A 23948-nucleotide genomic window follows, 5' to 3' on the forward strand; every position below is an offset into this window, starting at 1 on the left:
GCCCGGATGGGAGCAGTGACGTCGACGGGCCGGCAGCGTGACGAAAGGAATGTCGTTCCTTCCCGATGCAAAGCAACGAAGACCGAACCAAGCAATGTTGACTGTGATAGCGCTTTCGCCGAGGAGCTTCTAGAAAGCGTCCCTGATGCAGAAGCGTCTGGGCAGAGGAGAAAGTAGGGAGGGAGCCCCGCTATTCCTGTCTCTGTCTAGGGCGAACTTAGCATGCGTCCAGCCGGAGGCAACGGCGCTGGACCGCACCGAGCACCAGCGGTTGGCCGAGGCCGGTGCTCAGCCAGTGGCGCAGATGGTCCGGCCGCAGGCTGCGGCCCTGGGGATCCACGGCGGCCTCCAGATCCAGCACCTGGTCCCCCCCTGCCGCGGAGGGGGTCCTCGGGGGCCACCAGGTGGAGGTCGAGCAGGTAGGGGCGGCACTCGCGCTCCCGGGGGCGGCCCTTCTTGTCCTGGTCCTGCCAGGGCAGGCTGGTGGCCTCCAGCAGTGCCGCGACCGCCGCGGCCCAGCGCTCCGGCGTCAGTGCCGCCCGATCGGGGGCCGCCGGATCCGGGCCCGGCCGGAGGGTGAACCGCCACTGGGCGGAACGGATCTGCTGGGCCAGGCCGGGGGTCTCGAGGGGGACGGCCCGGACCGAGAGCAGGGTCAGCTCGGCGCTGAGCTGCGCCTGCAGGCACTCCCGGGCCGTCTCGGGGTCGACCGGGGCGGCGAAATCAAGGTCGAGCCATTCGTGCAGGCCCTCCACCCCCAGGGGCAGGGGCACGGCCACCTGCAGCCGCGGCAGGGGATGGAAACCGCCCGTGAAGCTCACCGGCAGGCCGCTGCGGCGCAGGGCCCGCTCCATCAGGCGCAGGGTGTCGAGATGGCTGATCAGGGCCAGGGAGCCGGTCTTGGCGAAGGCGAAGCGCAGCCGGCAGACCCGCTCGCTGGCCGGCGCCCGCGGCGGCAGCGGCGGCGGCACGGGCGGTGGCGGGATCACCACGTTGTGCCCCAGCTCCGGGCCGCAGACCCCGCAGCTGCTGCAGCCCTCGAAGGAACAGTCGGGCACGACGGCGGCGGCGAGGGCCCGGCCCAGGTCCTCCGCCAGCCAGGCCTTGTCGACCCCGGAATCGATGTGGTCCCAGGGCAGGGGCTGGCGGCAGAAGGCCTCCAGATCGCCGGTGGCGAAGGCCTCCGCCGCGCTCCAGCCGCCCATCTCCAGGGCCCGGTAGGAGCCCCCCAGGCCGGCGGCCTCGATGGCGCCGGTCCAGGCGGCATGGCTGCGCTCGGCGGATTCGAACCAGGCATCCAACCCCGCGCCGGCCCGCCAGGCCGCCTCGATCACCGGCGCCAGGCGCCGGTCGCCGCGGCCGACGAAGTCCTCCACCGCCGACAGCCGCACGTCGGTGTAGTTGGTCTTGATCCCCCGCAGGGGCCGCAGGGCGTCGCGCAGCAGTTGCTGCCGGCGCCGGAATTCGGCGGTGGACACGCTGTGCCACTGGAACGGCGTGTGGGGCTTGGGGGTGAAGTTGCTGATCGTGAGATTGAGCTGCAGCCGTCCCAGGTCGCGGCACTGCTGCTGCAGCCCCCGGCAGGTGTCGACGATGCCGAGCACGTCGGCGTCGGTCTCGCCCGGCAGGCCGATCATGAAATAGAGCTTCACGCGGTTGTAGCCGTTCTCCATGGCGGTGCGGATGCCGCGCAGCAGCTCCGCATCCGTGAGTCCCTTGTTGACGATGTCCCGCAGGCGCTGGGTGCCGGCCTCGGGGGCGAAGGTGAGCCCGGCCCGGCGGGTGCCGCCGAGGATGTGGGCGATGGAATGGTCGAAGCGATCGACCCGCTGGCTGGGCAGGGTGAGGCTGACGTTGTGCTCCGCCAGCCGGTTGCGCAGCTCCACCCCCACCGCCGGCAGGGAGAGGTAATCGCTGCAGCTGAGCGACAGCAGCGAGAAGTCGCTGTAGCCGGTGCGGAGCATGCCCTCCTCCACCGCTTCGATGACCGCCTCCGGCTCCACGTCCCGGGCCGGGCGGGTCAGCATCCCCGGCTGGCAGAAGCGGCAGCCGCGGGTGCAGCCGCGGCGGATCTCCACCGTGAGTCGGTCGTGGACCGTCTCGATGTGGGGCACCAGGCCCATGGCGTAGTGGGGCATGGGGGTGGCGGTGCGCCGCTGGATGCGGGGCGCCAGGCCCGGCTCCAGCGGCCGCAGGCTCACGCCGTCGGGCCCGGGGGCATACAGGGAGGGCACGTAGACCCCGGGCACCTCAGCCAGATCCCGCAGCAGGGCCCGGCGGCCCAGGCCGGCGGCCCGGCCCTCGGCCACCACCAGGCCGATTTCGGGCAGCAGCTCCTCCCCATCCCCCAGGGCCAGAAAATCGAAGAAGGGTGCGAAGGGCTCGGGGTTGCCCGTGGCGGTGGGGCCGCCGGCGAAGATCAGCGGCGGTGCCGCCGGGTGGTCCAGGGGCAGGTCGCCCCGGTCGGCGGCACGGATCGGGATGCCCGCCAGATCCAGCATCTCGAGGATGTTGGTGCCGCCGAGCTCATAGCTGAGGCTGAAGCCGAGGATGTCGAAGGCGGTCAGGGGCCGATGGCTCTCCACCGCGAACAGGGGCGCCCCCCGCTCCCGCAGCCGGGCCGCCAGATCGGGGGCCGGCAGGTAGGCCCGATCGCACAGCTGGCCCGGAACGGCATTGAGGATCGCGTAGAGCAGCACGTGGCCGAGGTTGCTGGCGCCGACCTCATAGACCTCCGGATAGGTGAGTGCCCAGCGCACCCGGGCCGCCGACCAGTCGCGGGGCTCCACCCCCCGCTCGTTGCCGAGGTAGCGGGCCGGCCGGGCGATGCCGCCGTCGACCAGCTCGGCGAAGGCGACGGGAGCGTCGGCGGTGCGGGCGACGAACGCGTCGGCGGTGGCGGAGGGCACGGCGGCGACCGGCGGGCTGCAGGCCGAGCGTAGGCAGGCCGGCCCGCGCCATAGGAAGATGCCGGCTGGCCCCGCCGCCCCGCCTTCCGCTTCCCACCCATGGTCCAGGTCAACGACAGCTATCTCCGGCTCAAGGCGGGCTACCTGTTCCCCGAGATCGCCCGGCGCGTCAAGGCGTTCACGGAGGCCCATCCCGGGGCGGCCGTGATCCGCCTGGGGATCGGCGACGTCACCGAACCCCTGCCGGCGGCCTGCCGGGAGGCGATGCAACAGGCGATCGAGGCCATGGGCACCCGGGAGGGCTTCCACGGCTACGGCCCCGAGCAGGGCTACGGCTGGCTGCGGGAGGCGATCGCCCGCCACGACTTCCAGTCCCGGGGCTGCGAGGTGAGCGCCGAGGAGATCTTCATCTCCGACGGCTCCAAGTGCGACAGCAGCAACATCCTCGACATCCTCGGGGCCGGCAACCGCATCGCCGTCACCGATCCGGTCTATCCGGTGTACGTCGATAGCAACGTGATGGCGGGCCGCACCGGCGACGCCGACGGGGGCGGCCGCTACGGGGGCCTCACCTACCTGCCGATCACCGCGGCCAACGGTTTCGTGGCCCCCCTGCCGGAGCAGCCGGTCGACCTCATCTACCTCTGCTTCCCCAACAACCCCACCGGCGCGGTCGCCACCCGGGAACAGCTGAAGCAGTGGGTGGACTACGCCCTGGCCCACAACGCCCTGATCCTCTTCGACGCCGCCTACGAGGCGTTCATCTCCGATCCGGAGCTGCCCCACTCCATCTACGAAATCGAGGGGGCACGGCGCTGCGCGATCGAGTTCCGCTCCTTCTCCAAGAACGCCGGCTTCACCGGCACCCGCTGCGCCTTCACCGTGGTGCCCCGGGGACTCACCGGCACCACGGCCGCCGGCGAGCCGGTGGAGCTGTGGGGCCTCTGGAACCGGCGCCAGAGCACCAAGTTCAACGGCGTGAGCTACATCGTGCAGCGGGGCGCCGAAGCCGTGTACTCGCCGGAAGGCAAGGAGCAGGTGCGGGGCCTGATCCGCTTCTACATGGAGAACGCCGCCATCATCCGCCGGGAACTGGAGGCTGCCGGCCTGCAGGTGTACGGGGGCCAGCAGGCCCCGTACGTGTGGATCAAGACCCCCGACGGGCTGGATTCCTGGGGCTTCTTCGACCACCTGCTCAACCAGGCCCATGTGGTGGGCACCCCCGGCAGCGGCTTCGGCGCGGCGGGCGAGGGCTATTTCCGCCTCTCCGCCTTCAACTCCCGCGCCAACGTGGACGAGGCGATGCGCCGGATCCGGGCTCTTTAGAGTTAGCCCCTGTCAGGACCGGAGCGGCCATGCCCATGACCATCCCGCCCTTCGCCACCGTCTCCACCACCCCGGCGGCCACCGAAACCCCCTCCCGTTCGCCGGGGGGGGCCGCCGTGATCGAGAAGGCGCCGGAGCGGGTGCGCAAGACCTCACCCCGCTACAAGGTGCTGCTTCACAACGACCCCGTGAACAGCATGGAGTACGTGGTGAACACCCTGCGCCAGGTGGTGCCCTCCCTCAGTGAGCAGGATGCGATCGCCGTGATGCTGGAGGCCCACAACACGGGCGTGGGACTGGTGATCGTCTGCGATCTGGAACCGGCGGAGTTCTACTGCGAAACCCTCAAGGCCAAGGGCCTGACGAGCACGATCGAGCCGGAGAGCTGAGTGGGCCCCCGCTGGAGCGGCACCCTGCTCTACGTGCCGCTGCTCTACGGCCTGGGCTGGCTGCTGGTGCGGCCCCTGGGCGGTCTCGCCCCGGGGCTGCGCCCTGATCAGGTCGATCTGGCCGGGGCGGTGGTGGCCCTGGTGCTGCTGCTGCTGACCCTGCCGCTGCGGTTACGCAGGGTCTGGGGGGAACCCCATCCATGGCGGAGTCTCGGGGTGCTGGCCCCGCTGCCGGCGGTGCTGGGGGCCTTCGGGAGGGGACTCCTGCGGGCCCTGGCGCTGCTGGCCCTGGTGGCGGTGGCCCTGCTGGCCTCGGGAAGCGCCCGCTGGATCGGCCCGGCCGGCCTGGACGGAGGGGAGCTGCTCAACGCCCTGGCCCTGCTGGTGGGGGTGGGCTTTGCCGAGGAGCTGGTGTTCCGCGGCTGGCTGTGGGGCGAACTGCAACGCCAGATGCCCCCCCGTGGCGCACTGCTGCTGCAGGCGGCCGTGTTCGCCCTCGTCCACCCCTGGAGCCAGGCCGGCGGGCTAGGGGCGGTGGGCCTGCTGGGGGGGCTGCTGCTGCTGGGGCTGAATCTGGCCCTGGTGCGCCGGGACGATGGCGGCGTGCTCTGGGGAGCGGTCGGCCTGCACGGCGGACTGGTGGGGGGCTGGTTCGCCCTGCAGGCGGGCCTGCTGGAACTGCTGCCAGGCGCCCCCCCATGGCTGGCGGGCCCGGGCGGCACCCAGCCCAACCCCATCGGGGGTCTGGTGGGGTGGATCGGGCTGGGGGGACTGCTGGTGCTGCGGCGCTGGCGGAAGACGTAGCGCTCAGCGGAGCCGAGGCCCGCGGCCAGGGAGCCTACAGAACAAAGTCGGCGGCGATAAAGGTATGCAGGCCATTCACCTGGATGGTGAATTCAGCTCCCGTCACGCCAGTGGTGTTGGCTTCCAGAATGGTATTGGTGCCGTCCTGGAAGAAACGCAACTGGCCCGCAGCCGAGAAGGCCGCATTGCCGATGAAGGTGAAGTTCTGGTTGCCACCCGCGCCAGTGTTGGCATCTATCGCATTGACATTGATGAGGTCGCCTCCGGCAACGCCAGCGCCCTCGAAATCCGTGATGCTGTCACGGGTCGCCGCCGTCGTACCGGTTTCAGCGCTGGCAGTGTAGAGGAAGGTGTCATCTCCGGAACCTCCTGTCAGCAGATCCACCCCCAGGCCACCGGTCAGGGTGTCGTTGCCACCGCCACCATCGATGGTGTCGTTGTTTCCGAGTCCGTTGAGCCTGTTGTTCGAGCTGTCGCCGGTGAGTGAGTCAGCTCCACCATTGGACCGCACATTTTCGATCCCTGCGATCGATGAAAAACCACTGGCCGTGCCGAGTGCCAGGTTGACGGTGACACCCCCAGGCGTCGATTCGTAGAGCAGTACATCCCCCGTACCTGCCCCGAGGTTGGCCGTCACCGCCTCCACGTTCGTCAAAGTTCCGCCTTCAAAGGCCGTGATGGACGTTCCGTTGAAGGTGACGTTGAGAATTTGATCGCCCGCACCAGAGGTGAGCGCCAGGGTGTCGGCGTCAGCCCCCCCATCCACTGCATCGGCACCATGGGAATCAACGGTGTAGTTGATGGTGTCATTGCCGGCCCCACCGCGGACGGTGTCGTTACCGGTGCCGCCGGTCAGGGTGTCGTTGCCCGCGCCTCCCAGCAGAACATCGGCCAGGTCGCCGGTGGAAATGGAATCATTGCCATCATCACCGCTCACCCAATCGGCGAAGCCGGCGGCGAGGGAGAGCGTGTCGTTGCCCTGCCCGGCGGCGGTGAGCTTGGTGAAGGCCGTGCCATTGACGGTGCTGGTCCCGGTGAGGCTGATGGACTTGTTATCGCCGGCATCCACATATTTGAGCGCCAGGCCCGGTCCGCTGAAGACGTTGGTGCCGGTCAGGATCGGCAGCACCCCGACAGTGGGGCCAGTGATGCGAAGGCCGAAGCCATTGGCAATGGTCAAAAACGTGTTCGATGTCAGCGTGATGAGCTTGCTGACGTCATAGAGATCAAGATAGGAGCCATTCTCGAAGGTATTGCCGCTCAGCGTCGCAGCCACATTGCCGAGGATATTGCCCGTGGGGCGCACCACGGTCTGGTTGTCAGAGCGGGTGAACAGATTGCCGGAGATCTGAACCGAACCGGCGGCAACGGAACCGGTGAAATTGAGGATGTTGAAGCTGCTCAGAAAGCCGGCTTCATCGAAGAGGCTGTCGCGGATGAGAAGGCTGCCACTGTTGTTCCAGCTGTGAAGGAAGGCGGAACCTCCAGCCCCGGTCAAGGGGTTGAACCCACCCTGCCCCTTGATCGTGACCGCGACATCATCCAGGGTCAGATGCGTCGTGATCGGAGCGGTGGCCGAAAACGAGGTCAACGACATGTAGAGGTTGCCGTTGCCGTTCCAGCCGGTGTGGGTGCCTCGGAAGGTGACATCCTGCACAACGAAGGCGCCGGAGGTGGCCCGCAGCAGGGCGTTGCCATCGGCGAGGCCACCGGCGCTGTAGTCCAGGGTCAGGTTCGCGACCGTGCCGGGCCCGTTGGGGCCATCCGTGTTTCTCTGAAAGATGCGGGTGTCGTTGACGATGGTGCCCGCCTCGGATGTGCCGCTCACGGCGTAGCCGGAGGATCGGACCACCCCGGGGACCGAGGACTGCTTGGCCAGGGACCGGATCGTGTCGTAAGTGCCATCCGCCAGCAGGATCGTGTCCCCTGCCGCTGCAGCATTGATGGCTTCACGCAGCGAGGGGATGCCGGACGGATTGACGTTGATGGTGGCCATGCTGGGGAAGTGCTTGGGGGAGCCTGGGTGGGGGCAGGCTTGCAGGACAGGGGCCTGAAACCACCACTGGACCGCCCCGTAAAGGTAGGCGACCCAAAGAGTCACGACTGTTCGTTGCGTCAATCGTGACTGGGGTCCTGTTGCTTTCCGCTCAGAGCGTCGCCGTGGCCAGGGCCCGGCGCCCCTCCACCGGCGCCCGCAGCGCCTGCTCCAGGGGAGCCACGCCGTACTCCCGCTCGAGCAGGTCCATCACGGTGCGGCCGAAGTCGGCCGGATTGCGCTCAAAGGCCTCCAGGCAGATCCGGCCGAACACCCGACCCATCGGTTCCGGGTTCCACAGCAGCTTGCGGGCCGTCCAGGGCATGAGGCTCATCGGGTCGTAGCCGGGCTTGAGCATCCCCTGGTCGAAGGCGTACTGCTCCAGGTGGGTGTGGGGCTGGAGGCCGATGAAGAAGATCGCCGGCTCCACCAAAGCGGCACCGAAGATGCGCTCCAGTTCCCGGTGATAGGCGATCGTCTGGCGGATGGTCTCGGGCCGTTCGTCGATCACGTTGAACGAATAGTTGACGGAGACATGCTCCCGGAAGCCGGCTGCCGCCAGCATCCGGCAGTTCTCCAGCACCGTGCGCAGGTTGTAGCCCATGCGCATCTTGCGGACGAGCTCCTGGGAGCCCGAGGTGATGCCGATCTCGAAGTAGCTCATCCCCGTGGCCACCATCAGCTCGGCCAGCTCGGCATCGAGATTGTCGGCACGGATGTAGGCCGCCCAGCGGATGTCCGTAAGGCCCTCCGCCTGAATGGCCCGCAGCAGGTCCTTGGCGTCGTCGATGTAGCGCCGGGCTGGGATGAACTGGGCATCGGTGAACCAGAAGCCCCGCACGCCACGGTCATACAGCTGGCGCATCTCCCGCACCACCTCGGCGATCGGGTTGACGCGCACGGCCTTGCCCTCCACCACGGTGTAGACGCAGTAGCAGCAGTTGTGGGGGCAGCCGCGCTTGGTCTGGACGCCGACGTAGAAGTCACCGCCGTCGAGATACCAGTTCAGCTGGGGCCAGATCGCTTCGATGTAGGCGTAGTCGCAGGCGGTCTTCTCCAGGCCCGCCGGCTGCTCGTGGATCAGGCCCGGACGGGGGGCCTCGCCCACCACGTAGCAGCGTTCGCCAGCGAGCGACTGGCGGCGGATCAGTTTCTCCAGCAGCCCTTCCCCCTCCCCCACCGACACCACGGAGCCGATGGGCAGGCCGCGGCCCAGCTGCTCGTAGAAGACGCTCACCGCCCCGCCGCCGATCACCACCCGGGCCCCGGGGTTGTGCCGGCGGGCGCGCCGCAGACCCCGGCGCACCAGCCGCAGGTTGCGCCACAGCTCGCCGTAATAGGAACCCATCAGCCGCAACCCGCCGATCGCCCCCCGCAGGCGCTTGAGGGGATTGGCGGAATAGAACACCTCGAAGGAGTTCTGCAGCGGATTGCCGCCCCGGCCATCGACCGGGGCGTAGATCTGGATGTCCCGCCAGGAGAACACCAGCAGGGTGGGCCGGAACTGGTCGACCACCTCCAGGAGCACCCGCTGCACATCGAGGAGAGGCACAGCCGCCAGATCCAGGATCCGCTGGGGCAGCGTGGGGAAGCACTTGTGCAGGTGATCGGCCAGATAGATCGGGCCGATCGGGAAGATCGGATTACAGGGCAGCCGCACGAGCAGCACCCGTTGATCGCTCACGGCTGACGCGGCTCGAGGGGGTCCCCGGACGCTAACAAGCGCGCCCGGGCCGCCGGTGGGGGGGCGGCCGCCCGGGGGCAGGGGGCCGGCGAGGGGAGCCTGGGAGGGGGGTCGCGGGAGGCGCCCACCTCGAAGCAAAGCTTTTCTTCATGAAGGCGGCCCTCACACTCCGCAACACACTGTTACAGTGCTGCGGGGGACGGAATCCCGCCCCCATCTCCTTCCACCGACGCGGCGTTTGCGCGCCAGTGCTCGGTGTCTTCCTTCTACGCACTCATGACCGCCACTCTCCAGCAGCGCTCCGGCGCTTCGGTGTGGAACCAGTTCTGTGAGTGGGTCACCTCCACCAACAACCGTCTCTATGTCGGTTGGTTCGGTGTGCTGATGATCCCCACCCTCCTGGCCGCCACCATCTGCTTCATCGTCGCCTTCATCGCGGCGCCCCCCGTCGACATCGACGGCATTCGTGAGCCGGTCGCCGGCTCCCTGATGTACGGCAACAACATCATCTCCGGCGCTGTTGTTCCTTCCAGCAACGCCATCGGCCTGCACTTCTACCCCATCTGGGAAGCCGCCAGCCTCGACGAGTGGCTGTACAACGGTGGCCCCTACCAGCTGGTGGTCTTCCACTTCCTGATCGGCGTCTTCGCCTACATGGGCCGCGAGTGGGAACTCTCCTACCGCCTCGGCATGCGCCCCTGGATCTGCGTCGCCTACTCCGCCCCCGTGGCGGCCGCCAGCGCCGTGTTCCTGATCTACCCCTTCGGTCAGGGTTCCTTCTCCGACGGCATGCCCCTCGGCATCAGCGGCACCTTCAACTACATGCTGGTGTTCCAGGCTGAGCACAACATCCTGATGCACCCCTTCCACATGCTGGGTGTGGCCGGTGTGTTCGGTGGCTCCCTGTTCTCCGCCATGCACGGCTCCCTGGTGACCTCCTCCCTGGTGCGTGAAACCACCGAGAGCGAGTCCCAGAACTACGGCTACAAGTTCGGCCAAGAGGAAGAGACCTACAACATCGTGGCCGCCCACGGCTACTTCGGTCGCCTGATCTTCCAGTACGCCTCGTTCAACAACAGCCGCAGCCTGCACTTCTTCCTGGCTGCCTGGCCGGTGATCGGCATCTGGTTCACCGCCCTGGGCGTGAGCACAATGGCCTTCAACCTGAACGGTTTCAACTTCAACCAGTCCATCCTGGATGGCCAGGGCCGGGTGATCAACACCTGGGCCGACGTGCTCAACCGTGCCGGCCTCGGCATGGAAGTGATGCACGAGCGCAACGCGCACAACTTCCCCCTCGACCTGGCCGCTGCCAGCGCCACCCCTGTGGCCCTGACCGCCCCGGCGATCGGCTGATCCAGCCTCTCCAGATTTCTGGAACCTTCCAACCCCCTGCGCGAGCAGGGGGTTTTTTCATGGCGACGCGGTTCATGGCGACGCGGTCCGGCTGGGTAGGCTCCCTGCTTCGGAAAGCCCGATGGGCAGGGCGGTGCGATGGGCAGCAGTTTCGGCGATCTCTTCCGGATCAGCACGTTCGGCGAATCCCACGGCGGTGGCGTGGGGGTGATCATCGATGGCTGTCCCCCCCGGCTGCCGCTGGATCTGGAGCAGATCCAGGCCGATCTCGACCGACGCCGTCCCGGCCAGAGCCGCATCACCACCCCCCGCAAGGAGGAGGACCGGGTCGAGATCCTCAGCGGTCTGCTCGACGGGGTCACGCTCGGAACGCCGATCGCGATGGTGGTCCGCAACAAGGACCAGCGCCCCGGGGACTACCAGGAGATGCAGGTGGCCTTCCGGCCCTCCCACGCCGACGCCACCTACCAGGCCAAGTACGGCATCCAGGCCCGCAGCGGCGGCGGCCGCGCCTCGGCCCGGGAAACGATCGGCCGGGTAGCCGCCGGGGCGGTGGCCAAACAGCTGCTGGCCCGCACCCATGGCACCGAGGTGATCGCCTGGGTGCGCCGGATTCACACCATCGAGGCCACGATCGATCCCGCCGGCGTGAGCCTGGAGGCGGTGGAGGCCAACATCGTGCGCTGCCCCGACGCCGCCACCGCTGAGCGCATGATCGAGCGCATCGAGGCGATCGGGCGCGATGGGGATTCCTGCGGCGGGGTGATCGAATGCCTTGTGCGGCGGCCGCCGGTGGGTCTGGGCATGCCGGTGTTCGACAAACTGGAGGCGGACCTGGCCAAGGCGGTGATGTCGCTGCCGGCCACCAAGGGCTTTGAGATCGGCTCCGGCTTCGGCGGCACCCTGCTGCGCGGCAGCGAGCACAACGACGCCTTCCTGCCCAGCGACGACGGCCGCCTGCGGACCGCCACCAACAACTCGGGCGGCATCCAGGGGGGCATCAGCAACGGGGAGGAGATCCAGCTGCGGGTGGCCTTCAAGCCCACGGCCACGATCCGCAAGGAGCAGCAGACCATCGATGCCACCGGCGCCGCCACCACCCTGGCGGCGAAGGGACGCCACGATCCCTGCGTCCTGCCCCGGGCCGTGCCGATGGTGGAGGCGATGGTGGCCCTCGTGCTGGCCGATCACCTGCTGCGCCAGCAGGGCCAGTGCAGCCTCTGGTGATCCGCCCGATCAGGGCCGTTGCGGCAGGTCAGTCAGCACCTGCCGCAGCAGCTCCGGCCCCTGGGCCACCAGCGACGAGCCCAGGGCGACGGCACCGACCCCGGCCTCGAGCCAGGGACGCACATCGCCGGGACCGAGACCGCCGGCGGCGATGCAGAAGGGGAGCGGTGGGCCGAGGGGATCCCGCAGGCGCCGCCAATGGCCGATGCCGACGCTGGCGGCGGGGAACAGCTTGACGATCGGACAGCCCAGGGAGCGGGCCCGGTTCACCTCCGTGGGGGTCATCACCCCGGGAACCAGGGCGAAGCGGGCCATGGCCGCCGTCTCCAGCAGCTCAGGCTCCAGGACGGGGGAGACGCCGTAGGAGAAACCGGCCTCCAGGGCGGCGGCGAGGGCCGCGGGGGTGCAGATCGAGGCCGCCCCCAGCCGCAGGTCGGGGAACGCTTCGATCAAGGAGCGGCACTCGGGGATCCAGGCCGACCCAGGCCCCCAGGCGATCTCCACATGGCGCACCCCCAGCGCAGCCAGCTGGCCCAGCTGGGGGGCCAGGAGCGCTGGCTGCTCAGCACGAAGCACCACCAGCAGGGGCTGGTGGTGCAGAGACTGGATCAGGGACTCGCAGGGAGGCCTAGACGTAGGCGGCCACCGTCACATCGCGGGAGATGAGCAGCTCCTGGAGCTCCTCGGCGTCCACCGTCTCCTTCTCGACCAGGAGCTCGGCCAGCTCATCAAGCACGGCCCGGTTGGCGAGCAGCACCTCGGTGGCCCGGCGGTAGGCGTCGGCCACCAGCTGGGAGACCTCCTCGTCGATGGCGGCGGCGGTGTCCTCGGAGAAGTCGCGCTCGGCGGCGATGTCGCGGCCGAGGAACATGCCCCCCTGGGCGCGGCCCAGGGCGACAGGGCCGAGACGGTCGCTCATGCCGAAGCGGGTGACCATCTGGCGGGCGACGCGGGCCACCTGCTGGAGGTCGTTGGAAGCCCCGGTGGTGACTTCGTCCTCGCCGTAGACGATCTCCTCGGCGACCCGGCCCCCGAGGGCCACGGCCATCTGGTTCTGCAGGTAGGAGCGGGAGTAGAGGCCCGACTCCATGCGCTCCTCGCTGGGGGTGAAGAAGGTGAGGCCGCCGGCCTGGCCGCGGGGAATGATGCTGATCTTCTGGACGGGGTCGTAATCCGGCATCAGGGCGCCCACCAGGGCGTGGCCGGACTCGTGGTAGGCCACCAGGCGCTTGCGGCGCTCGCTCATCACCCGATCTTTCTTCTCCGGGCCGGCCATGACGCGCTCGATGGCGTCGTTGACCTCATCCATGGACACCTCGGCCAGCTGGCGGCGGGCGGCGAGGATGGCCGCCTCGTTGAGCAGGTTGGCCAGGTCGGCACCGGTGAAGCCGGGGGTACGGCGAGCCACTTTGTCGAGGTCGACGTCCTTGGCGAGGGTCTTGCCGCGGGCGTGGACACCGAGGATCTGGAGGCGGCCGGCGTAATCGGGACGGTCGACCACCACCTGGCGGTCGAAGCGGCCCGGCCGCATCAGGGCCGAATCGAGCACATCGGGACGGTTGGTGGCCGCCACGATGATGATGCCGGTGTTGCCCTCGAAGCCGTCCATCTCGGTGAGCAGCTGGTTGAGGGTCTGCTCCCGCTCGTCGTTGCCACCGCCGAGGCCGGCGCCGCGCTGGCGGCCCACGGCGTCGATCTCATCGATGAAGACGATGCAGGGGGCGTTCTTCTTGGCCTGCTCGAACAGGTCGCGCACGCGGCTGGCGCCGACGCCCACGAACATCTCGACGAACTCCGAGCCGGAGATCGAGAAGAACGGCACGCCCGCCTCGCCGGCCACGGCCTTGGCCAGCAGGGTCTTGCCGGTGCCCGGAGGGCCCACCAGCAGCACACCCTTGGGGATCTTGGCGCCGACGGCGGTGAAGCGATCGGGGTTCTTGAGGAAGTCGACCACCTCGGTGAGCTCGAGCTTGGCGCCCTCGATGCCGGCCACGTCACCGAAGGTGACCTGGGTCTGGGGTTCCATCTGCACCCGGGCCTTGCTCTTGCCGAAGTTCATGGCCGGGTTGCCGCCGCCGCCCTGGGCGCGCCGAAGCAGGAAGAAGAGGCCACCGAGCAGCAGCAGCGGGAAGATCAGGCTGCCGATCGCCTGCTGCCAGGCCGCCGGCTCCCGGTTGGGCTGCACGGCGATGTCGACGTTGTGGTCGGTGAGCAGCTTGAGCAGGTCCTTGTCGGGGGCGAGATTCACCACGGCGCGCTGGCCGTCGTTCTCCACCACCTGGGCGGTGCCGCGGTCGGGGGAGATCAGCACCCGGGAGATCTCGTTGGCCTGAACGGCCTCGACGAAGTCGCTGTAGCGCAGGGTGCGGGGGGCGCGGGCCGGATCGGGCCGCTCCAGGAAGGCGGTGCCCACGGCGATCATCACGATCACCAGGAGCACGTAGAGCCCCGCGTTGCGCCAGCGTTTCTTCACGACCCTGTCTCCTGTGTGAGAATGAAAGTAACAGAATGTTAATCGGCGTCCGGGGTCGGACGGGGCTCAGGCTGCGGCCCTGAGCACCTCCACCACGCTACGGAAGGCGAACCATTCCGGGATCTCTTCGCCGCCGCGCAGCATCTGGCGGAACTGGGTGCCGCTCAGCTTGCGGATGTGCAGCCCCCGGGCCTGGGCGTGCTCGGCGGTCACGTAGCCCTCCTCCTCGGTGTAGACGAGGTTCAGGGAGGGCACTGTCTCCATGCCGAGTTCGGTGGCCTGGTCCCGGGCGAAGTCCTGGGCCTCATAAGGGCCGTAGAAGTCCTCGCCGGTGAGGGACGATTTGCAGCCGGCCATGTCGCGGCCGATGATGAAGTGGGTGCAGCCGTAGTTCTTGCGGATGATCATGTGCTGCAGGGCCTCCCGGGGGCCGGCCATGTGCATGGCGTAGGGCAGGTAGGCCCAGCGGATGCGGGGGTTGTCCACCTCGGCGGCGAGCCGTTCGTAGGTGGCGAAGCGCACCTCACCGGCGATGTCGTCCTCCTGGGTGGGCCCGCAGGTGGGGTGCACCAGCACCACGGCGTCCTTGCTCACGTTGGGGGCCTCGAGGGCGCGGGTGAACAGTTCGTAGTGGGCCCGGTGGATGGGGTTGCGGCACTGGAAGGCCACCACGTCCTGGCCCGCCGGCAGGGTGGCGCGCACCTGCACCGGGGTGCTGCAGGGGAAGACGCGCCGCGGCAGGGCCAGACCCTGGAGCCGTCCGCCCAGGTAATAGCGGCCCCGCTCGGTGGCGATCATGCGCACCGCCGGGTGCTCCAGGGAGGTGGTGCCGTAGCAGCCCTTGGCCTCGACCACCTTGTCGGGCTCCCAGCGGCTCTCCACGGTGAGCACGGCCAGGTCCTGGCCCTGGTAGGTGAGCAGCAGCCGCTGGCCCACGGCGACGGAGGCGTCGTCGGTGTCGAAGACGATCGGCAGGCCGAACAGCAGACCGCTGGTGGTGCGGTGGCCGGCCACCACCGCGTCGTAGTCCTCCTGGTGCATGAAGCCACGCAGGGGCGAGAAGCCACCCACGATCAGCAGTTCCACGTCGCAGGCGTTGCGGTGGCTGCACTCCAGCACCCTGTCCACCGAGGCGCGGGCCTCCTCCACCGCCGCTTCCCGCTGGTCGGGGGGGACCATCAGGTCGACGAGGCTGCCGCCGTGGGGGGCGATCAGATCGGAGCGGGCGGCGGTGTTGGCGAGCGTCATGGCGACGGGCCGGGGCTGCACAGGGAATGGGCCCATCCTCCCAGACCAACCTTCGGCCGTGAAAAGGGCGGCCAAAAAAAAGGGGCCCGCGGGCCCCTGGAATCAACGGGTTGTCGGGGAGCAGGGTAGGGCCCTGCCCTGGACTCAGACCTGCTCGAGGCGGCCGTAGAGCTCGCCGGTGATCTTGACGTCGACGACGGCCTTGGTGCCCATGTCGGTGTCGGAGGGCTGGATGGCGGTGAACACCCCGGCGAACTCGCCGGTGCTGGGATCGACCTTGGTGATCGAGAGGTCCATGGTGCCGGAGCCATCCACGTAGCGCTTGACGGTTTCCCCGGCGAACTCATCGCCGGCGGGCACCAGACCCACGGCGCTGCTGTAGCCGGTGGTCAGGCCGCGGCCCTTGGGATCCAGGAAGTTGCTGGTGCGGTAGCTGGGGGCGCGGTACTCGCCTTTGAGGTCGGTGCTGGTGGAGAAGGCGGTGCCGGCGGCGGAGGCCTTGAGCTCCTTGCTGGAGAACATGAAGGGCACTTCCTCACCGCCGGGCATCAGCACGGTGATCGGCTGGAAGTCGATGCCACCCAGTTCCTTGAAGGTGAGCTTGTCACCGCTGACCTTGAGGTCGCCGTAGACCTGATCAAGGCTGGAGGTGTAGCGGGTGAGGATCTTGCCGGCGACGAACTGGGCTTCCTGGCGCTTGTTGGCGGGCTCCCCCTTCACGAACACCTCGGAGGGGTGCATGCAGATCTCCTTGAGCTGGTAGGTGGCCGAGGGATCCAGGGAGATCGTGCCGCGGGCGGAATCGGGCAAGGTCGGGCAGTCATTCGCCAGACCGGTGTTGTGGATGTCTTCGTAGGTGAGGTTGGCCCGATCAACGGCCTTGGCCCCGCCGCTGCATGCGGACACCAGGGTCAGGCACAGAGCCAGCACGAGGGCCAGCAGGGGACGGAAACGCATGGGGAGAAGCCGCAGAGACGGAACGGGAACTGGGCTGGCCGGGATCCTACCGGTGCAAAACGCCCATTCCAGGTGGCTTGCGTGGGCTCTCAACAACCTGTATGAGAGGGAGATGACCCTGAGCCGCACCCACCCGATCGACGAATCCACGCCCTCCCCGCCGCAGTCCGCAACCGCGTCCGCACCCGCGCCCGACCCAGCCTTCGACCCAGCCGCCGACCCCGAGCTCCAGGGGGCCCTCGACACCCTGCTGAGGATCGCCGAGCAGCGCGCCGAGCAGCCCGAAGCCCTGCTCGATCTGCTCCGCCGCATCGAGCACCTGCACCGCACCATCCAGGACGGCCCCTTCCGCAGCAGCCTCCCCGGCGACCGCAACGGCCTGTTCACCCTGCTCTCCGAGATGGAGAGCAGCGGCGGCTGGCCCTACATCCCCCGGCTGCAGCTGCGCACGTTCATGGATCTGCTGGCGCCCGAACCGGAGTCCTGAGGGTCGCCGCTTCCGCCAGCGCTGAGAGCAGCCGGTGGGCCAGGGCCAGCTTGCCCATGGGCTCCAGGCGGCGCTCCCCGGATCCCGGACCCAGCAGCCAGCCCTCGTTGCCGGCCGACCCGAACCCCGCCCCGGGGCGGTCGATCGGGTTGGCGAACAGGAGATCGCAGCCCTTGCGGGCGAACTTGGCGCGGGCCTCTTCGAGCACCTCACCGCTCTGGGCGGCGAACCCCAGGATCGCCTGGGCCGGCGGCCGGCTCTGCACCAGGGCCGCCAGCAGATCGGGCACCGGCTCCCAGCCACCGGTGAGGGAGGCCTCCAGGGCCTCCTTGGGGAGCTTGTGGCCCTCGGGGCTGCGGCGACGGTGGTCAGCGACGGCGGCGGCCATGGCGATGGCGTCAGCGCCCCCCTGAAGCCGCAGCAGGGCCGATTCCATCTCAGCGGCGGTGACCACGGGGTGGCGCTGGAGACCCTCCAGCCAGGCCGGATCGACCGCCAGCGGGCCATGCACCAGATCGACGCTGGCGCCGCGCAGGCGGGCGGCCTGGGCCAGCAGAACGCCCATGCGTCCGGTGCTGGGGTTGGTGAGGCAGCGGGCCGGATCGAGGGCCTCCCTGGTGGGGCCGGCACTGACCAGCAGGCTGCGCCCGGCCCAGTCGCGGCGGCAGCCGGCCAGCAGCACCGACTCCAGCGCCAGCAGCAGCAGCGCCGGGTCCGCCATGCGCCCATCACCCACCCGGTCGCAGGCCAGCAGGCCGCTGCCCGGCTCCAGGGGCAGCACCCGCCCCCAGTCCTGCAGCTCCCGCCAGTTGCGGCGCACCGCAGGGGCGGCCCACATGGCGCTGTTCATGGCCGGGGCGGCCACCACGGGGGCCTCGCAGGCGATCAGGGTGCTGGCCAGCAGGGTGTCGGCCATGCCGTGCACCCAGCGGGCCAGGCTGGTGGCGCTGAGGGGGGCCAGCAGCACCACCTCGGCCCACTCGGCCAGGGCGATGTGCAGGGGCCGGGCCTCCCGGTGGCTCCACTGGTCGGCCTCGATGTGGCAGGGGGAGCGGCTGAGGCTGGCCAGGGCCACCCCGCTCACCAGCCGCTCGGCGGCGGGGCTGAGCACACAGCGCACCAGGGCCCCCCGCTGCACCAGGGCGCTGACCAGCTGGGGCAGCTTGACGGCGGCGATGCTGCCGCTGATCAGCACCAGCACCCGCCGTCCCGCAAGGGCGTCCTCCTCACTCCTCATCGAAGGGTTCCTGATCCACCAGATGGACATAGGGCCGGATCAGGTCGGGGCGGTGGATGGCCAGGGCCCGCAGCAGGTGCCAGTCGGCCAGGCCCGCGAACGGGGTGGGGTAGTCGTCGTCCTCGAGGCGTCGGGCGAGCTCGGCGATGGACGCCTCATCGAAGGCCGCGAGCCGCTCGGGGGTGATGGACAGGCTGGAATCAACCAAGGGGGCGGCCGGGGAGGGGGACGGGATGGTGATAATGGCGATCGAAGGGGAATTAGCTCAGCTGGTAGAGCGCTGCGATCGCACCGCAGAGGTCAGGGGTTCGAGTCCCCTATTCTCCATCCACCATTCTCCCCGGCCGGGCTCCCGGCAGCCCAGGCCCACGCCCACACCTGCCGATGGACTGGAGCAGCGACGCCGAAACCAGCCTGAAGGAGATCCCGTTCCTGGTGCGGCCGATCATCCGGCGCAAGATCGAATCCCTGGCCCGCGAGGCTGGGCTGGACGGTGTGGATCTCGCCTTCTACCAGCAGGCCAAGGAGCGGTTCGGACGGAAGTGAATCGGCGATGGGGTAAAAGAGGGGGTTGATCAGGGGCCCGCTCAATGTCGCAGTCCAAGCGCGAACAGGTTGTCAGTCATCTGCGCTACATCCGCCAGGAGCTGCGGGAGATGCACCAGGGCGTCATGGAGGACGGCCTGCTGCCGGAGGCCGGTGAGGTGCGGGGGGTGATGGCCCAGATGGAAGCCCTGCTGGAATTGCTGGAAGGCAAGGGATCCCGCAAGAAGGACGGGGACGGCTGAATCGCGACGTCTGAGAACGACCACGCCACCCGTCAAGCCCCTGCAGGGACGCTCCGGTCAGCGGCTGCCCCCCCTTGCCCGACCCGCTGGAGATTGGTTTGCTGGTGTCGTCCCCATCACCCCGCCCGGGCCTCGGCCTCGGGCTTTTTTATTGGCATCCCCTATCGGTGGGGGGAAAATGCTGTCAAGACGCCAGAGATGGTGTAGACAAGAGATCGCAGGGATTGGGCCGGGTGATGGGGATCACCGCCAGTGGCTTTCCACCCTCGGGTGGTGAGCCCCCTGCTCCCCCTTTCCACCCAGCGGCAGGTTCGCACCGTTGCCTCCCCGCTTCCAGCAGACCCGATTTCAGCAGCGGATCACCCAGTCCGGCAACCTGCTGGAGGCCTGGGCTGAAAATCCCTGGCGCCGCCTTTCCCTGCTGCTGATCGTGCTGCTGGGCGGCTTCGTGATCGGCGGCAGCGTCGGCTCCATCACCGGTGCCCTGTCCCTGTTCGATCCCCTCGGCGCCCTGGTGTGCGTGCTGGCCATCGAAGTGGCGGCCCGGCTGCGGGGCCGGCTACTGGCCCAGCCGCTGAAACTGCGGCTGCAGGTGCTGGACATGGCCCGCATGGGCCTTCTCTACGGCCTGCTGCTGGATGGCTTCAAGCTGCTCTGAGGGGCCCGAGACGCCTTCCGACGGGCTGAGCCCTCAGACGGCGGCCAGCAGATAGAGGAGGGCCATCCGGATCGGAATGCCGTTGCGGACCTGCTCCTCCACCAGGCTGCGGCCGGGATCGTCGAGCAGTTCACCGGCGATCTCCACCCCCCGGTTCACCGGGCCGGGGTGCAGCACCGGCACGGCGTCGCCGCAGAGGGCCAGGCGCCGGTGGCTGAGCCCGTACTGGCGGTGGTAGGTGTCCAGGCTGGTGAGCAGGTGCTGCTGCATCCGCTCCTTCTGCAGACGCAGGGTCATGACGGCATCAGCCCCGGGCAGGGCCTCCTCCAGGCGCCGCTCGACCCGCACCCGGCCCCGGGCGGCCACCGGGTCGGCCCCCTGGCCCGGCGGCGGGGCCAGCACGAAGTCGGCGAAGCAGTCGGGCAGCAGGGTGGCCGGCCCGCAGAGCACCACGTCGGCGCCGCAGGCGGTGAGGGCCCAGAGGTTGGAGCGGGCCACCCGGGAATGGAGCACGTCGCCGACGATGACGATGCGGCGGCCCCGCAGGCTGGCGGGGGAGGGGGCTTCGGGTTCGAAGTGGCGCGCCAGGGTGAACAGGTCGAGCAGGCCCTGGCTGGGGTGGCTGTGCAGGCCGTCACCGGCGCTGAGCACCGACACCCGCTCGCCGCAGCGGTCGAGGTCGCGGGCCAGGCTGTGGGGCACCCCGGCACAGCGGTGGCGCACCACCAGGATGTTGGCGCCCATCGCCACGTAGGTGCGGGCGGTGTCCAGCAGGCTCTCCCCCTTGCTGAGGGAGCTCGACGACGGCGAGAAGCTCTGCACCTCCGCCGAGAGCCGTTTGGCGGCCAGCTCGAAGCTGCTGCGGGTGCGGGTGCTGGGCTCGAAGAAGAGGCTGGTCATCAGCCGACCCTGGAGGGCAGGCAGGCGCCGGGCGCCGGCCACCGGCAGGGCCCGGAAGCGCTGGGCCAGTTCGAGAACGGTGGCGAAGTCGTCGACCGAGAAGGATGCCAGGTCGAGCACATGGCGGTGACTCCAGCCGCTCAAGGCGTTCTGCTCCCGTCGAACGCTCCAACCGTAGAGGCCAGCAGGGCGGCGAGCCCATCCTGGCGGGGCGTGCGATCGCCGCGGGCGCGCCGGCTGACGCTGCGGCTGGCGCGCAGGTACCAGCGCCAGGGCAGCTCCTGCCCCTGGGAAACGCCGATGCGCTGGGTCTGCAGCAGCGGCGCCTCCCCCTGGGGCCCTGGCCCCTCCAGCAGCGCCGCCACCTCGGGCGGCCGCGCGGCCAGCCACAGGCCCGAGGCCGGCGCGGCGATCCGGCCGTCCTGTCGGCGGTCGATGGCGAAGCAGCGGGCCAGCAGGCCGGGGCCGGCCGCCGCCCGCTCCGGCTCCCCCGGCAGGGCGGCCGCCCGCAGCAGCACCCCGTTGGCCCAGTCGGGACGGCCGGTGACCACGTTGACGCAGTGGTGCACGCCGTAGGTGAGGTAGACGTAGAACCGGCCGGGCTCCCCGAAGAGGGTGTCGTTGCTCGCCGAGCGGCGGCGGTGGCCGTGGCAGGCCGGCTCGCTCTGGCAGTAGGCCTCGGTTTCGACGATCACGCCCCAGCGCAGGGCGCCCGACGGCTGACGCCGCAGCAGCAGGCAGCCGATGAGCTCCGGGGCCACCACCTCGGCGGGGCGGGCGAAGAAGGACGGGGGGAGGGGAGGAACCGGAGGGGCGTGGCGGCTGGTCACCATGGGGCGGCCTCCGGCCGAGTCTGCAGCCAGGTCGCTGGCTTTTCCGTTGCGTTTTGCATCCCGTGTCCCTTGGTACGGCGGGGAGGGACTCGGCTGGCTTAACCAGGTCTTAACCAAGGGATAACGTTCGGCGGCCATGGCGAAGCGCTACTCCATTCTCGATCGGCTGCGCTTCACCCGGACAGGCCTGAAGGCCCGCCTCGATTACCTGAAGTCCGGGTACATCTTTGTGCACGTCCCCCGGTGCGGGGGCACCTATGCCGCCACCCTGATCCACGGCCGCCCCCTCGGGCACCTCTATGCCGATTTCATCCGGCGCAAGCTGCTGGGCGATCGCCTCTATGCCGCCCGAACCTCCGTCGCCTTCGTTCGCTGTCCCGTCGAGCGACTGATTTCGGCCTACTGCTTCTCGCTTCGCGGCGGTACCGAGCTGGTGTCCCAGTTTCCGCTGCACAGGCCCCCGCGCTGGGCTCTGACGGATTTTCGGACCTTCTGTGAGGACTGGCTGTTTCAGCAGAGCCTGCATCGGGTTGATTTCATCTTCCGGCCCCAGAGCTGGTGGCTGTTCGACGAATCCGGCCACCTGATCGTTGATGAGGTCAGCCATCTGAGCCGGCTGGATTCCTGGCTTCAGGAGAAGGGCTTCGTCAGCGAAGACAGCCCAGTGAAGGTCAACGCCTCGGAGCAGGGCCTGGCCGAGGAAGCGCGCCGGGCGCTGTCTCCGTCCCTGATCGGCTCGATCCGGGATTTCTACGCCCAGGACCTCGAGCTGCTCAGCGCCCACCTCGCCTGACGCCCCACGGAACCGCCGACGGTGCGAGGAAGCGGACCGGAGGCCGCCCCGGGGAGCGGTGGACGCGCCGACGGGCCACACTGGCCTCAGCGCTGAACAGCCCTACCTCCTGATCAACGCCCCACCATGGAAACCGCCAGCTTCAACCTCGGCACCGTGCTTCTGGCCGTCAGCGGCCTGTTCGTGCTGACCACCCTGTTCTTCGGCACCAAGGGGGGCTACTACGACACCGACGACTACGACGGCAACGGCACCGCCCACTGAGTTCCGCCCGCTGGCGGCCGTCGGGCCACCGATCAGGAACTGCCGAGCCGTTCGGCCTCGGGACAGTCGCCGGTGGTGGGCAGGTCGTCGGCATCGGCGGAGCGGCTCACCGAGGCCAGCCGGGTGCTGACGGCCCCGATCGAGGCCAGCCGGACGCTCTCCTCCCAGCTGTGGCGCTCGTCGCCGTCCTCGTCGTCGTAGCGGAGGGTGACCAGATCGCCCTCGATCTCCACCACCAGGGCCCGCTCGATCCAGCGCTGCTGATCCAGCAGGTAGACCCAGACCGGCCGCTGCTCCAGGCGAAAACGGTCGAGCTTGCGATGCAGCATCGTGACGCCGCGGATAGGGTCGATCCTAGGCAGCACGGCGCCGGCCGCCATGTTCACCATGACCCGATCGATGCCCAGCACCGCTCCAGGCCCCAGCACGGTTCCGGGCCCCGTGGCCAGCAACGAGGAGATCCGGCTGCAGCTGCGCAGCTGGCCCGAGGTGGAGGACTACCTCAGCCGCTGCCGGGGGGTGATCGTGCCGCTGGGCTCCACCGAGCAGCACGGGCCCACCGGTGCCATCGGCACCGACGCCCTCACTGCCGAAGCCGTGGCCCTGGAGGTGGGACGCCGCACCGGGGTGCTGGTGACGCCCGCCCAGGCCTTCGGCATGGCCGAGCACCATCTGGGCTTCGCCGGCACCATCAGCCTGCAGCCCTCCACCCTGCTGGCCGTGCTCCATGACGTGGTGCTCTCCCTGGCCCGCCACGGCTTCGAGCGCATCTACGTGATCAACGGCCACGGCGGCAACATCGCCACCGCCCGGGCCGCCTTCGCCCAGGCCTACGGCACCGCCGCCTCCCGGGGGCTGCCGGGCGCCGAGCGGCTGCGCTGCCGTCTGGCCAACTGGTTCACCGCCGGCCCGGTGATGCGGGAGGCGCGCGATCGCTACGGCGAGCGGGAGGGGCACCATGCCACCCCCAGCGAGATCGCCCTCACCCTGCACCTGGAGCCCAGCCTGGGCGCCAAGCAGCGGCCGCTGCCGGAGGCGGCCCCGGCCGGGCCTATCCATGGCCCCGAGGACTTCCGCCGCCGCCATCCCGATGGCCGCATGGGCTCGGACCCATTCCTGGCCAGCGCCGAGCATGGCGCCCGCTTCCTGGAGCTGGCGGCGGCGGCCCTGGCCGACGACCTGGCCGACTTCCTGGGGCCGGACGGGGAAGCGGGCTGAGGCGGCGACGGCCGCGGCTAGGTTCGGACGACGACGACGAGCGCGACGATGGAGCGGATCACGGCCGACGATGTGCGCAAGGTGGCCCAGCTGGCCCGCCTGGCCCTGCCCGAGGAGCGGATCGCCACCTACACCGTTCAGCTGGAGCGGATCCTCGATTACGTCGCCCATCTCGAGCAGGTGGACACCGAAGGGGTGCCCCCCACCACCCGGGCGGTGGAGGTGGTCAACGTCACCCGCCCTGACGCGGTGGATCCCACCCCGGTGCGCGAGGAGCTGCTGTCCCTGGCCCCCCAGCGGGAGGGGGATTTCTTCCGGGTGCCGAAGATTCTGGGCGACTGAAACCGGACGGCGGTGACAAG

General features: G+C 69.5%; 24 protein-coding genes, 1 tRNA gene and 1 pseudogene. 14 read left to right on the top strand and 12 right to left on the bottom strand.

The genetic code is table 11. The features are described from left to right. Nucleotides 1–217 precede the first annotated feature (217 nt). Nucleotides 218–2909, bottom strand: a pseudogene (locus tag KBZ08_RS09355) (TIGR03960 family B12-binding radical SAM protein). A 99-nt stretch (nucleotides 2910–3008) separates the two neighbouring features. Here KBZ08_RS09355 and KBZ08_RS09360 point away from each other — a divergent pair. Genes KBZ08_RS09360 through KBZ08_RS09370 form a run of 3 tightly spaced genes read left to right on the top strand, consistent with a single transcriptional unit; the run spans nucleotide 3009 to nucleotide 5428 of the window. Then, on the top strand, nucleotides 3009–4235 hold the full coding sequence (locus KBZ08_RS09360) for an LL-diaminopimelate aminotransferase (protein WP_254972513.1): 1227 nt from the start codon (nucleotides 3009–3011) through the stop codon (nucleotides 4233–4235). A gap of 29 nt (nucleotides 4236–4264) precedes the next feature. Then, nucleotides 4265–4624: an ATP-dependent Clp protease adapter ClpS gene (clpS, locus tag KBZ08_RS09365; protein ID WP_015109461.1), complete on the top strand. Its 360-nt coding sequence runs from the start codon at nucleotides 4265–4267 to the stop codon at nucleotides 4622–4624. Next, nucleotides 4625–5428 (top strand): CPBP family intramembrane glutamic endopeptidase, encoded by an 804-nt coding sequence (locus KBZ08_RS09370; protein ID WP_254972515.1) that lies wholly within the window; start codon nucleotides 4625–4627, stop codon nucleotides 5426–5428. It abuts the gene before it with no gap. Nucleotides 5429–5462: 34 nt separating this feature from the next. Here KBZ08_RS09370 and KBZ08_RS16340 read toward each other — a convergent pair whose 3' ends face one another. Together KBZ08_RS16340 and KBZ08_RS09385 are read right to left on the bottom strand one after the other, a co-directional pair. Next, the gene (locus tag KBZ08_RS16340; RefSeq protein ID WP_261359256.1) at nucleotides 5463–7424 is read right to left on the bottom strand and encodes a calcium-binding protein; all 1962 of its coding nucleotides are present in this window, start codon (nucleotides 7422–7424) and stop codon (nucleotides 5463–5465) included. A gap of 151 nt (nucleotides 7425–7575) precedes the next feature. Further along, nucleotides 7576–9147, bottom strand: a complete 1572-nt coding sequence (locus KBZ08_RS09385) for a photosystem II high light acclimation radical SAM protein (protein WP_254972517.1) — start codon at nucleotides 9145–9147, stop codon at nucleotides 7576–7578. Nucleotides 9148–9423: 276 nt separating this feature from the next. On the opposite strand from KBZ08_RS09385, the gene psbA reads away from it, so the two are divergent. Both psbA and aroC read left to right on the top strand, forming a co-directional pair. After that, nucleotides 9424–10503, top strand: coding sequence for a photosystem II q(b) protein (gene psbA, locus KBZ08_RS09390; protein WP_015109068.1), 1080 nt, complete (start codon nucleotides 9424–9426; stop codon nucleotides 10501–10503). A gap of 138 nt (nucleotides 10504–10641) precedes the next feature. Further along, nucleotides 10642–11730: a chorismate synthase gene (gene aroC / locus KBZ08_RS09395; RefSeq protein ID WP_106220761.1), complete on the top strand. Its 1089-nt coding sequence runs from the start codon at nucleotides 10642–10644 to the stop codon at nucleotides 11728–11730. Between the two features lie 9 nt (nucleotides 11731–11739). Here aroC and KBZ08_RS09400 read toward each other — a convergent pair whose 3' ends face one another. The 4 genes from KBZ08_RS09400 to psbO form a co-directional block, all read right to left on the bottom strand. After that, nucleotides 11740–12309, bottom strand: a complete 570-nt coding sequence (locus tag KBZ08_RS09400; RefSeq protein WP_396122400.1) for a bifunctional 4-hydroxy-2-oxoglutarate aldolase/2-dehydro-3-deoxy-phosphogluconate aldolase — start codon at nucleotides 12307–12309, stop codon at nucleotides 11740–11742. Between the two features lie 49 nt (nucleotides 12310–12358). Continuing rightward, on the bottom strand, nucleotides 12359–14203 hold the full coding sequence (gene ftsH3, locus KBZ08_RS09405; protein WP_015109466.1) for an ATP-dependent zinc metalloprotease FtsH3: 1845 nt from the start codon (nucleotides 14201–14203) through the stop codon (nucleotides 12359–12361). 66 nt (nucleotides 14204–14269) lie between these two features. Then, nucleotides 14270–15451: a sulfate adenylyltransferase gene (gene sat / locus KBZ08_RS09410; RefSeq protein WP_254972519.1), complete on the bottom strand. Its 1182-nt coding sequence runs from the start codon at nucleotides 15449–15451 to the stop codon at nucleotides 14270–14272. Nucleotides 15452–15595: 144 nt separating this feature from the next. After that, nucleotides 15596–16408: a photosystem II manganese-stabilizing polypeptide gene (gene psbO, locus KBZ08_RS09415; RefSeq protein ID WP_254972521.1), complete on the bottom strand. Its 813-nt coding sequence runs from the start codon at nucleotides 16406–16408 to the stop codon at nucleotides 15596–15598. Nucleotides 16409–16520: 112 nt separating this feature from the next. Here psbO and KBZ08_RS09420 point away from each other — a divergent pair, with 112 nt between their 5' ends. Next, nucleotides 16521–16895: a hypothetical protein gene (locus KBZ08_RS09420; RefSeq protein ID WP_106220765.1), complete on the top strand. Its 375-nt coding sequence runs from the start codon at nucleotides 16521–16523 to the stop codon at nucleotides 16893–16895. Here KBZ08_RS09420 and coaBC read toward each other — a convergent pair. Both coaBC and KBZ08_RS09430 read right to left on the bottom strand, forming a co-directional pair. Further along, complete coding sequence (coaBC, locus tag KBZ08_RS09425) at nucleotides 16861–18132, bottom strand: bifunctional phosphopantothenoylcysteine decarboxylase/phosphopantothenate--cysteine ligase CoaBC (protein ID WP_254972524.1); 1272 nt, start codon at nucleotides 18130–18132, stop codon at nucleotides 16861–16863. The two genes, KBZ08_RS09420 and coaBC, sit on opposite strands and share 35 nt — an antisense overlap. Beyond that, the gene (locus KBZ08_RS09430) at nucleotides 18122–18340 is read right to left on the bottom strand and encodes a DUF2555 domain-containing protein (RefSeq protein WP_106220767.1); all 219 of its coding nucleotides are present in this window, start codon (nucleotides 18338–18340) and stop codon (nucleotides 18122–18124) included. Before KBZ08_RS09430 ends, coaBC begins: the two co-directional genes overlap by 11 nt. A gap of 46 nt (nucleotides 18341–18386) precedes the next feature. On the opposite strand from KBZ08_RS09430, the gene KBZ08_RS09435 reads away from it, so the two are divergent. The 4 genes from KBZ08_RS09435 (at nucleotide 18387) to KBZ08_RS09450 (ending at nucleotide 19578) form a co-directional block, all read left to right on the top strand. Beyond that, nucleotides 18387–18459 (top strand) — tRNA-Ala (locus KBZ08_RS09435). A 57-nt stretch (nucleotides 18460–18516) separates the two neighbouring features. Beyond that, nucleotides 18517–18678 (top strand): PCP reductase family protein, encoded by a 162-nt coding sequence (locus tag KBZ08_RS09440; protein ID WP_106220768.1) that lies wholly within the window; start codon nucleotides 18517–18519, stop codon nucleotides 18676–18678. Between the two features lie 44 nt (nucleotides 18679–18722). Continuing rightward, nucleotides 18723–18920 carry a hypothetical protein gene (locus tag KBZ08_RS09445; RefSeq protein WP_015109473.1) on the top strand — a complete coding sequence of 66 codons (198 nt, stop codon included), beginning with the start codon at nucleotides 18723–18725 and terminating at the stop codon, nucleotides 18918–18920. Nucleotides 18921–19239: 319 nt separating this feature from the next. Then, nucleotides 19240–19578 carry a DUF565 domain-containing protein gene (locus tag KBZ08_RS09450; protein WP_106220769.1) on the top strand — a complete coding sequence of 113 codons (339 nt, stop codon included), beginning with the start codon at nucleotides 19240–19242 and terminating at the stop codon, nucleotides 19576–19578. A gap of 33 nt (nucleotides 19579–19611) precedes the next feature. On the opposite strand, the gene KBZ08_RS09455 is transcribed toward KBZ08_RS09450, so the two are convergent. Together KBZ08_RS09455 and KBZ08_RS09460 are read right to left on the bottom strand one after the other, a co-directional pair. After that, entirely contained in the window at nucleotides 19612–20622 is a 1011-nt protein-coding gene (locus KBZ08_RS09455; protein ID WP_106220770.1) for an aspartate carbamoyltransferase catalytic subunit, read from the bottom strand. Beyond that, complete coding sequence (locus KBZ08_RS09460; RefSeq protein WP_254972527.1) at nucleotides 20619–21311, bottom strand: DNA-3-methyladenine glycosylase; 693 nt, start codon at nucleotides 21309–21311, stop codon at nucleotides 20619–20621. The genes KBZ08_RS09455 and KBZ08_RS09460 overlap by 4 nt, the downstream gene beginning before the upstream one ends. Nucleotides 21312–21447: 136 nt before the next feature. Here KBZ08_RS09460 and KBZ08_RS09465 point away from each other — a divergent pair, with 136 nt between their 5' ends. Both KBZ08_RS09465 and KBZ08_RS09470 read left to right on the top strand, forming a co-directional pair. Then, nucleotides 21448–22104 carry a hypothetical protein gene (locus KBZ08_RS09465; protein ID WP_254972529.1) on the top strand — a complete coding sequence of 219 codons (657 nt, stop codon included), beginning with the start codon at nucleotides 21448–21450 and terminating at the stop codon, nucleotides 22102–22104. Between the two features lie 126 nt (nucleotides 22105–22230). Then, the gene (locus KBZ08_RS09470; protein WP_015109478.1) at nucleotides 22231–22368 is read left to right on the top strand and encodes a hypothetical protein; all 138 of its coding nucleotides are present in this window, start codon (nucleotides 22231–22233) and stop codon (nucleotides 22366–22368) included. Between the two features lie 32 nt (nucleotides 22369–22400). Here KBZ08_RS09470 and KBZ08_RS09475 read toward each other — a convergent pair whose 3' ends face one another. Beyond that, a complete protein-coding gene (locus tag KBZ08_RS09475) occupies nucleotides 22401–22697 on the bottom strand; it encodes a DUF6679 family protein (protein ID WP_015109479.1) in 297 nt (98 codons plus the stop codon). Between the two features lie 70 nt (nucleotides 22698–22767). On the opposite strand from KBZ08_RS09475, the gene KBZ08_RS09480 reads away from it, so the two are divergent. Together KBZ08_RS09480 and gatC are read left to right on the top strand one after the other, a co-directional pair. After that, entirely contained in the window at nucleotides 22768–23586 is an 819-nt protein-coding gene (locus KBZ08_RS09480) for a creatininase family protein (RefSeq protein WP_106221102.1), read from the top strand. Between the two features lie 48 nt (nucleotides 23587–23634). Next, a complete protein-coding gene (gene gatC / locus KBZ08_RS09485) occupies nucleotides 23635–23928 on the top strand; it encodes an Asp-tRNA(Asn)/Glu-tRNA(Gln) amidotransferase subunit GatC (protein WP_106220773.1) in 294 nt (97 codons plus the stop codon). The last annotated feature ends 20 nt before the right edge of the window (nucleotides 23929–23948 follow it).

The organism is Cyanobium sp. Candia 9D4, assembly GCF_024346155.1.
In the GTDB taxonomy this organism is placed as follows: domain Bacteria; phylum Cyanobacteriota; class Cyanobacteriia; order PCC-6307; family Cyanobiaceae; genus Cyanobium; species Cyanobium minutissimum.